9 protein-coding genes, 1 tRNA gene and 1 pseudogene are annotated in these 8,494 nt (G+C 55.1%); 6 read left to right on the top strand and 5 right to left on the bottom strand.

Features of this window, described 5'->3' with window-relative positions:
• Positions 1-2: 2 nt before the first annotated feature.
• From VMJ32_11490 to VMJ32_11475, 4 genes and pseudogenes are all read left to right on the top strand, one after another.
• Positions 3-755: pseudogene (locus VMJ32_11490) on the top strand (hypothetical protein).
• A gap of 309 nt (positions 756-1,064) precedes the next feature.
• The gene (locus tag VMJ32_11485; protein HTQ39644.1) at positions 1,065-1,568 is read left to right on the top strand and encodes a transcriptional repressor; all 504 of its coding nucleotides are present in this window, start codon (positions 1,065-1,067) and stop codon (positions 1,566-1,568) included.
• A gap of 20 nt (positions 1,569-1,588) precedes the next feature.
• Complete coding sequence (locus tag VMJ32_11480; protein ID HTQ39643.1) at positions 1,589-1,999, top strand: HEPN domain-containing protein; 411 nt, start codon at positions 1,589-1,591, stop codon at positions 1,997-1,999.
• A complete protein-coding gene (locus tag VMJ32_11475) occupies positions 1,996-2,325 on the top strand; it encodes a hypothetical protein (protein HTQ39642.1) in 330 nt (109 codons plus the stop codon). The genes VMJ32_11480 and VMJ32_11475 overlap by 4 nt, the downstream gene beginning before the upstream one ends.
• A 45-nt stretch (positions 2,326-2,370) precedes the next feature.
• Here the strand turns inward: VMJ32_11475 and purB are convergent, their stop codons facing one another.
• The 5 genes from purB to VMJ32_11450 all read right to left on the bottom strand — a co-directional run bounded on the left by purB (position 2,371) and on the right by VMJ32_11450 (position 7,411).
• Positions 2,371-3,798, bottom strand: coding sequence for an adenylosuccinate lyase (gene purB / locus VMJ32_11470; protein HTQ39641.1), 1,428 nt, complete (start codon positions 3,796-3,798; stop codon positions 2,371-2,373).
• A gap of 101 nt (positions 3,799-3,899) precedes the next feature.
• Positions 3,900-5,312 (bottom strand): SDR family NAD(P)-dependent oxidoreductase, encoded by a 1,413-nt coding sequence (locus VMJ32_11465; protein HTQ39640.1) that lies wholly within the window; start codon positions 5,310-5,312, stop codon positions 3,900-3,902.
• 18 nt (positions 5,313-5,330) lie between these two features.
• A complete protein-coding gene (locus VMJ32_11460) occupies positions 5,331-6,008 on the bottom strand; it encodes a sugar transferase (GenBank protein ID HTQ39639.1) in 678 nt (225 codons plus the stop codon).
• Between the two features lie 78 nt (positions 6,009-6,086).
• Positions 6,087-7,040 (bottom strand): GNAT family N-acetyltransferase, encoded by a 954-nt coding sequence (locus VMJ32_11455; protein HTQ39638.1) that lies wholly within the window; start codon positions 7,038-7,040, stop codon positions 6,087-6,089.
• Between the two features lie 298 nt (positions 7,041-7,338).
• Positions 7,339-7,411, bottom strand: a tRNA-Glu gene (locus VMJ32_11450).
• Between the two features lie 483 nt (positions 7,412-7,894).
• Between VMJ32_11450 and VMJ32_11445 the strand changes: the two genes are divergently transcribed.
• Positions 7,895-8,212 carry an RNA-binding protein gene (locus tag VMJ32_11445; protein ID HTQ39637.1) on the top strand — a complete coding sequence of 106 codons (318 nt, stop codon included), beginning with the start codon at positions 7,895-7,897 and terminating at the stop codon, positions 8,210-8,212.
• A 90-nt stretch (positions 8,213-8,302) separates the two neighbouring features.
• Positions 8,303-8,494: hypothetical protein (locus VMJ32_11440; protein HTQ39636.1), on the top strand; the 192-nt coding region annotated here is incomplete at its 3' end.

Genomic DNA, 8,494 nt, shown 5'->3' with positions numbered 1-8,494 from the left:
TGATATGCAACACACCTTCGCTTCCGCAGCCTAAATGCGCTTCGATCAGGTGGAGTACCTATTTAGTGGAAGGGATGTCGATTCGCGCCACAGAGCGAATCACACGCCTGCACCGCGTTACGATTTGCAAATTGATCGGCGTTTTCGGCGATGCCTGCCAGCGTTTTCTCGACCAGCAAATGCGCGGCCTTACCTTGGGCCATTTGCAGTTTGATGAACAGTGGACCTACGTTGCCAAGAAACAATCGCGGCTGACCATGACAGAGCGGGAAGAATGCCACGACCAAGGCGACATTTGTCTCTGGACCTGCATCGACAAAACCACCAAGTTGATGCCGAGTTTTTTGATCGGCAAACGGTCAGCCGACAATGCCCGGCGGTTTATGATGGACGTGGCCGGTCGGCTTGTGTTCCCCACGCCTCATGCTTCCGATGCCCATGCGTTCAAGCTGGGCCAGTATCCCATCGTCTGCCAACTATCGACGGATGGATTCGCGGCCTACCCCGAAGCGGTCGATCTAGCCTTTGGTCCCTACGTGAAGTACGGCACGATAATCAAGGAATACAAAAACGCTAACATGATCTATACGCCAAGCGAAATGGTCGGCACCAAGCGGACCGGCATCCGCAACATAGACAACCGGAATGCCCGCTCAATAACCACTTCGCACGTGGAACGGCTGAACGGCACCCAGCGAACGTTTATGAAGCGGCTGAACCGATTGACGTTGTGCTTTTCCAAGAAGCTGGAAAACTTAGAGGCGGCTTTCGGAATGTTCGCGGCTTACTACAATTACTGCTGGCGGACCCGCAAGCCGGGCAAGAGCGGCCAGAAGCGCCCGACCGCTTGCATGATGGCCGGAGTTACCGATCATATTTGGAGTTTTGATGAGTTGTTTTCGGCGGTTTTGGAATCAGCAACAAAGTCCTAGGACACTACCCTCCATGGTTGTCGCTTGCCCTCGAAATGGATTAAACTAGAATCGTTATTGATTCGCTGCTCCTTGCATCCACCGCCGCTGTTTCTCCAAACGTATCCCTCGATCTTGCTTCACCCGCAAACCATGCGCCACGATTTTTCCCTCGGCACCGTCGAAGTGGCTCTCTCACCCCGTGAGCGCTTCGAAGAGTATTTGCAATCCCGCGGAAAGCGAATCACCCAGCAGCGCCGAATTCTCGTCGAGCAAATCGCCAGTCGCCACGAGCATTTTGACGCCGACCAGTTGCTCCTGGATTTAAGCCACAAGTCGGCCGGCCGCAAGGTCAGCCGCCCCACCGTTTACCGCACCCTTGCCGAGATGGTTGATGCCGGGCTGCTGCGAAAAATGGTCCTCGGCGGCCGGGCCGTCTACGAACATGATTACGGCTACCCTCAGCACGACCATTTGCACTGCACCGAATGCGGCCAGTTGATCGAATTCTCCAGCAACGAACTGTTGCAATTGCGCGAAGCCGTGGCCCGGGAGCATCACTTTCGCGTGACCAGCCATCGCCTGATTATCAGCGGCGTCTGCTCCCAATGCCGCGCCGCCGCTCGCCAGAAAGTTCGCCGCCTCGATTTGGTATAAAACACTACAGAAGTGAGTGCATGCCTTCTTCAAGTCGCGATTTCCAGCGAGCCGCCGCCCAAAGACTTGCAACCGCTCAGTTTCTCGTAGAAAACGGAAGTCGGTATAATTTGGATGCTACATATTTAGCAGGGTATGCCATCGAGTGCACCTTGAAGGCATTGATTATAGAGTACTCCTCTGAGGCAGAACGAACGGAAAAACTTAAGCTTATTACTTCGGGAAAAAAGAACCACAATCCAGAAATCCTGGCTGGCTACCTTACAGACATTGGACATCCTATCCCGCCAGATTTAAAGAAACGAATCCTTCGACTTGGATGGTCGGTGGATTTAAGATATGAATTCGGCAAGAAAGATACCGGCGAGACAAGAGCGTTCTTAAAATCCGCAACAGCGATTTATGATTGGGTTGAGGGCCAATTACCATGAGCCAAAGTATTAAACCAGCTTGGGAAGGGATGCGGACGGAACAGACGCGCGACGTCGAGAATCTCTTTCGCAAAACATTCCCGCAAACCGACGCGTATCGATACAATTCAGCATCCATCCGAGTTCGTGTGATTGATGACCGCTTCGAAGGAAAATCGGACGATGAACGGGAGGCTATGGTTCAGCCGATATTGGATCAATTTCCGCCAAGGACACGTGAGGATATAATCAACTTGTTGACGCTCTCACCAAGTGAAGTTACCCGCTTCAATAGGAAAACACTCTTGAACGATGAATTTGACGATCCCAGCCCTTCCAGATTGTGAGGGTGCAGCTTTCAATCTAGTTTGCGACAAAATGACTCTGTAGATTCACACCATCACCACCGCGGTCTGCTGCAGTTGATCTTGATACTTCCGGCGAATCGGCTCAACAATTTCGCTCAAAAACTCGTCCACTTGTTGCGGCGCGCGGCCGACAAAACGATTGGGATCCAGCGTTTCGGAAAAATCGACTTTGGCAAACGCTTTGTCGGCGGTTAAGCGGCCAATTAAATCGTTGTCACCCCCCTGCTCTTTCACCACTTGAGCGGCGGCCTGACTATGTCGGCGAATGCGCTCGTGCAAATCTTGCCGATCGCCCCCGGCGGCTACGGCGGCCATCAAAATATTCTCCGTCGCCATAAACGGCAGCTCTTCCGATAAGTGCTTGGCGATCATGTGCGGATACACCACCATGGCGCTGGCAATGTTCTGATATAAAATCAAAATCGCATCGACCGCCAAAAATGCTTGCGGCAATACCAACCGCCGATTGGCGCTGTCGTCCAGCGTGCGCTCCAGCCATTGCGTGCTGGCCGTGGTGGCGGCGCTGGTTTCCAAACTCATCACATACCGCGCCAAGCCGCAAATCCGTTCGCTCCGCATGGGGTTACGTTTGTAGGCCATGGCCGACGAGCCAATTTGTTCCACCTCGAATGGCTCTTCCAATTCCTTGCGCGAGGCCAGTAGGCGAATGTCCGTGGCCGTTTTATGCGCGCTCTGGGCAATGCCCGACAATGTCGCCAGAATTTGCGCATCGACTTTGCGGGAATACGTTTGTCCGGTTACCGGATAGACTTTGTCGAAGCCCATTTTTTTTGCGACCAGTTGCTCCAGCCGCTGCACCTGGGCGTGATCGCCGCCGAACAGTTGTAAAAAACTGGCCTGCGTGCCCGTTGTCCCTTTTACGCCCCGCGACTTGAGTTCCATCAAGCGATGTTCCACTTCGTGTAAATCCATCGCCAAATCGTAGGCCCACAAACAGGCGCGCTTTCCCACCGTGGTCGGCTGCGCCGGTTGCAAGTGGGTGAAGCCTAAACAGACCAAATCGCGATGATGTTGGGCAATTTTTCCCAGTCGGTCGATCACGCTGGCCAGCCGCACGGCCAGCATTTGTAAACCTTCATGCATCAGCATCAAGTCGGTATTGTCGGTCACGTAGCAACTGGTGGCGCCCAGGTGAATAATGCCCCGCGCCCGGGGACACTGCTCTCCATAAGCATGTGCGTGAGCCATCACGTCGTGGCGCAAGCGGCGCTCGAGCTTTTCCGCCTCTTCGAAGTTAATGGTGTCGATGTGCTTGTACAGCTCGTCGATTTGCACCTTGGTAATCGGCAATCCCAACTCCGCTTCCGCCTCGGCCAGCCACACCCACAATTGACGCCACGTGCGGAATTTTTTTTGGTCCCCCCACAGCCGGCTCATCTCCGGCGAGGCATAGCGGCGAATCAGCGGATTTTCGTAAAACTCGTGCGACATAGACGGCAGGGGCCAGGATTGAGTGGCGCGGGATTCGGATCAGAAGCTACGGATAATCCAGCCGTTGACCATCCACCATTCTAACGGTTGTTGGCACACACTTACATGACACGAAACGCTCGCAAATGTTCTAGCATCACGGGCGCCGGGTCCGCATTTTTCACCGGCAAAAACGTTGCCGTCTGGTCGGTGCCCAATCGCGGCAATCGGGGCTTGTATATCGTTAAGCCGGCTTTGCGGTTTTTCTCCAGCGATTGGCAGAGCATTTCCGCAGCCATTTTCGCCGCCGCATATTCGCTCATATCGGCGGGCAACTCGTCCACAGCCACGCTGGATGGGTGAAAAACTTTTCGCAACCCGAGGCCTTTCAATGGATTCAACACGTTGAGAAAACCGGTGAGGTAATAATCGCAAAACTTTTGGAACAGGCTTGCTGAAAACACGCCCTTGCTGCCTGAAAAAATGAACGGCGTGGCAAAATAGTACAAATGCGTTGGTTTCCAATTTTCCAGCGATGCGGCCAGCTCATTTTGCAGAGCGTTCAACACATTGACCTGCAGCATCGCCGCCGCGCCGCCGCCGGAAACAATCTCCTCCACCACGTGCAGTGCCTCGGCGCGGCCTTGATGATAAGTAATTTTCACCTCCGCGCCGCCGGCTGCTAACAGTTTGGCCGTCACTTCCCCCAACCCGCGCGAGCCACCCACTACCAACGCTCGTTGTCCGGAAAACTCATCTCGCTGCACCAACGGTTTCAGCTGCGCAAAGCTGGCCTGTCGCTGCGGCGGCGGACGAATAAACGCCTTAATCACCCCCGTCAGGCCGGGCGCGGTGAAGTTCATCACAACCAGGCCAAAGCGTTTCTCAAGCTTCGTCACTCCATAATGCAGTGGGCAGCTATCGCGACCATCTCGGGCTGTCAAAGTAAGTTCCGAAAAAACGGAATGCAACCCAGGGCACTCCTCTGCCACCAATCGCGTAGAAGCCAGCAAAACCGCAATCGTGACCGGCGATACACACCTTGCCAAGTTTGGAAACATTCGGGCGCCGGCCATCGGGTTGAAGTACAGCGTTACCTCGCCCGTCTGATTGGCAATTTCATCCAATGACAATGCCCGCGGAGTCCGCCTTTCCGGAAAGCTAGGCTCCACGATGCCGGCGAATGCACGTTCGGATTTGGCCCACTCGCAATCGATGCTGGTCACCATCGATTGCTCACTCGTCACTTCAATTCTTACCTGCCGGTCGCTCAACGGCGTGACCGTTACCTGCGATTCCACACCCACAGGCAGCGCTTTGGGAAAAGCGACTTTTAACCATCGCAGCTCTATTTGGTCCGGTTGCTTTTCCAGCCACACATCCAACGCCCACAACAAAGAATGGATGCCATGCACGACCGGCGCGCCGTACATCAGCCTGCGCGCAGCCAGCGCATCCAAATGCAACGGGTTGTAGTCGCCCGAAAGTTGAGCGAAGGCCAGTTGATGTTCAGGAGTGAAGGTGATCGATTTCATCGCCGACGCGGGTCATATTTATTTTTTTTCTTCCTGGGACTCCGACGAAGAGGCGGGCAATGGAACCGACGACAAGGCTTGTGTGGGAATCGCGCTCAACTGCTGGCCATCTTTCCCGTATACCGTATTGGCCCGCAACACCACCCAGGGAGTGCGGAACATAATCTTGAAGTCCAGCCACAAACTCCAATGGTCGACGTACCAAATATCCTGGGCCACCCGTTCATCCCAACTGTGCGTGGCTGCTCCGTTAACCTGTTGCCAGCCGGTCAGGCCGGGGGGCATGTCCAGGCGACGCCGCTCTTCAGCGGTCCAAAAGTGAGCGAAATTGGGAACCAGTGGCCGTGGTCCGACAATGCTCATTTCGCCCCGCAGCACGTTCAAAAATTGAGGGATTTCGTCGATCCGGTACTGCCGCAAATACCAACCCAGCCCCGTGATTCGCGGATCGCTAACGTGCACAATATTGCCCGTTCGCTCCGCATCTTGCACCATGGTTCGGAACTTGAAAATAGAAAATGTTTTTCCTCGATAGCCTAGCCGCTCCTGCCGAAAAAAAATGGGTCCCTTCGACGTCAGTTTAATGGCCGCGGCAATCAGCAGCAAAAACGGTGAGCACAGTAACAAACACACCGCCGAGAACACGGCATCTTGCACTCTTTTAACAATCAGCCCTACGGGGCGAGGAATGATCACGCGAACCATCTCCGGAGGTCGTGGCTGGGCACTTAAGGACGATCGGCGGGCTTTTTTGCCACTCGCTCAGCACCACTTCTAGTATATATCGCTGTCAGCCATCTCAAGCTGCCAGGCCGAATCTTCCACGAATTCGTTGTAAACGCCCGCCACATCGAAATAGCAGAAATTACTGTTCCGTCCTGTAAGCGTTAACCCTGCGCCAGCCAAAACCGCGCCCAGTACGCTTCTTCCTTTGGCCCAGGTCGAAACCCGCTCGACCTGCCAATCGTCGGCCAGTTGACGCCACACCGACGCCAAAAGCCCCTCGCTGTCCTTCGTCGCTGCGGGCGTGCTGCGCCAATCGAGCAAATGTCCATACCGCACTCCGTCCCGTTGGTAACGTTTGGTCACGGCGTACGCGGTTGCCTTCCTTCCGTCCGCAATCGTATGCAACACATATTCGCCCCCGGGGCGGTCGAAAAATCGCCAACGTAACCAGTCCGTGGAACGCAAACCGCAAATGGCGCGAACGTCGCCTGCCGGATTCAAATCGTTAAAATCCAAATCGGCTGGCATCTGCCGCCAAACATGCACGTTTTTGGCAGAGTCGGCGTGGCCCCTGGGCAGCGCCCCATCCCATTCCACGATTTTTGGCATCGCTTTCCAACCCAGCAGCTTGCAATGCACGGCATGCGAATCATCTCTCGGAAAAGCATACAGCCACGTCATGCCGCGCTGCCGGGCAATTTCGTATGCTAATTTTGCCAGTTGCACCAGCGCCGGCACGCTGCGTGCCTCGGGCAACAACATGGCACCTGCCGCAAGGCCTGCGATGCCTCGCCGCTGTTCAAACCAAAAACCGCGCGGCAGCACGGCATAGTGTCCCACCAAGCGGCCGCCGCTTTCCATGACCGAAATGGCGGCCGGCCCGTCGGGCGAAGATTGAAAAAACCAATGCCAATGCTCGGGCGTCATTTCGAGCTGAAACACCGCGCGGTACAAATCAAAAATGCCGTGTTCGTCACCGGGCTGATAAGGGCGACAATTCAAGCTTATGCTCCTAATGTCTCGCCGCACCCGCTGGAAGAAGAGTACCACGGGAAGTCGAACATACCACGGAACCAGCGGAAATTTCAACGGCACAGGAAATCGGCGGTGCAAATAACGGTGCAGCGGAAAGCATCTCTCATCTTGACCGTGATTTGCAGCAGGTAATTGCTGCATGGGCCGCCCTGACGGCAGCGGTGCGGATCGAAGTGCTCGCTCTATTGAGTTAACGCCTCATCTTCAGAGGGTGAGGCGCTCCTTGCACTTGCAAGTTCTTGCGAGTACTGTACAAATGAACATATACCCCCACGGGGAGTCGAACCCCGGTTTTCGGACTGAGAACCCGACGTCCTGGGCCACTAGACGATGGGGGCCAACCGGCTACGGAAAATTAAATATGGCAGCCTGTTTCGTGGTGTCAATTGGGCAGCCGTCGACTTTACTTCTCCGGCTCCAGCTTGGTGAGCGACACCATCGCCCAAGGTTGGCCCGCTTCCCGGCCAGTGAAAGTCGGCGGGAGACCGGCTCTGTAAGCCCTGGCGGGCTCAATTTCAGTGGCTGGTCTTTTGCGAGGAATTTGATAAGATGAATGGACCATCGATCCATTAGATATTTCCATTGGATCTATGCTTGGTCCAATGGCTCTCACGTGATGTTGACCAAAGTCAGCCACGACCAGGGCCGCGCGGGCAACCATCAATGCGGCTAATATGCACCGTTTAATTCTGCAGCGCTACCGTTTGGCAATTGGGGAAATCATCCCTGGCGGTCAAAGTTAGGCGGCCAGTTTTGAACCCATAATTCGGCTCCCCTACAATTTTTTTGGTCCGTGGTTTTTGGTACATGAGGAGATCAAGATGAGCAAGAACCTGTACGTGGGCAACCTTTCGTTCGAAATCACTTCCGACGAGCTTCGCGACGTGTTTGCCGAGTTCGGCAATGTCACCTCCGCCACCGTTGTGATGGATCGCGAAACAGGCCGCTCGCGCGGTTTCGGATTCGTCGAAATGGCCGACGGTGGCGAACAAGCCATTGAAAAATTGAACGGGACCGATTTGAAGGGTCGTAATATCACGGTGAATGAAGCCCGGCCCCGTGAGGAACGTGGCGGCGGAGGCGGCGGCGGACGTGGGCGCGGCGGATACGGCGGCGGGGGCGGCGGGCGACGTCGCTAATCGATCGTCGTGTTGTCGCTGCTGCTGACCGATTGGAAGTCCATGCTTTCCTCTCCGCCATCAAACTGCTCTCGAGGAGACAATCACCCCATGACTGCAACCGAAACCGCCATTCTGACATTTTTCCGCCGTTACCAAATCGGCCCGCATGAAATGTTGTTTTTTAACGCAAACGATTGTAAACTCGGCCCCGGCTCGTTCCGCACCGCCATGCAATCGCTGGTGAGTCGCGGGCTGGTTATCAAGGAACGTCCGGCCAAGGCCTATTCGCTGACTCGAGAC

Source organism: Pirellulales bacterium, assembly GCA_035499655.1.
GTDB lineage: Bacteria > Planctomycetota > Planctomycetia > Pirellulales > JADZDJ01 > DATJYL01.
The sequence above is the reverse complement of the archived record's forward strand: the minus strand, read 5'-3'. Positions and strand labels throughout refer to the sequence as shown.

Excerpts from the sequence above, each read along its gene's own strand:
- purB (HTQ39641.1), bottom strand. The coding sequence starts at position 3,798 with ATGTCGCACGAGTTTTACGAAAATCCGCTGATTCGCCGCTATGCCTCG.
- VMJ32_11480 (HTQ39643.1), top strand. The coding sequence starts at position 1,589 with ATGCCTTCTTCAAGTCGCGATTTCCAGCGAGCCGCCGCCCAAAGACTT.
- VMJ32_11465 (HTQ39640.1), bottom strand. The coding sequence starts at position 5,312 with ATGAAATCGATCACCTTCACTCCTGAACATCAACTGGCCTTCGCTCAA.
- VMJ32_11445 (HTQ39637.1), top strand. The coding sequence starts at position 7,895 with ATGAGCAAGAACCTGTACGTGGGCAACCTTTCGTTCGAAATCACTTCC.
- VMJ32_11485 (HTQ39644.1), top strand. The coding sequence starts at position 1,065 with ATGCGCCACGATTTTTCCCTCGGCACCGTCGAAGTGGCTCTCTCACCC.
- VMJ32_11475 (HTQ39642.1), top strand. The coding sequence starts at position 1,996 with ATGAGCCAAAGTATTAAACCAGCTTGGGAAGGGATGCGGACGGAACAG.